This is a genomic window from Rhodanobacter spathiphylli B39, assembly GCF_000264295.1.
Taxonomy (GTDB): domain Bacteria; phylum Pseudomonadota; class Gammaproteobacteria; order Xanthomonadales; family Rhodanobacteraceae; genus Rhodanobacter; species Rhodanobacter spathiphylli.
Map to the genome: position 1 here is coordinate 1 of NZ_AJXT01000181.1, position 227 is coordinate 227.

Annotated in this window: 1 protein-coding gene; it reads left to right on the forward strand. The window is 30.4% G+C overall.

Going from position 1 to position 227, the window contains the following annotated elements:
- A partial coding sequence (locus UU7_RS18055; protein ID WP_040673745.1) for a DNA cytosine methyltransferase occupies window positions 1–227 on the forward strand: 227 nt, incomplete at both ends.

Genomic DNA, 227 nt, shown 5'->3' on the forward strand with positions numbered 1-227 from the left:
GTATTAGCAATAGATAAATGGAAAGATGCAATTGAAACTTTTAATTTTAACCATACAAACTCTGTAGGTACAACTATTGATATCCATGATTTTTCAAATGATGATATTAAAAAATATAAAAATGAAATTACAGGTATTATAGGTGGACCACCTTGCCAAGGTTTTAGCTTAGTGGGAACTCGCGACACTAATGATCCAAGGAATTCACTATATATTGAGTATGTAAG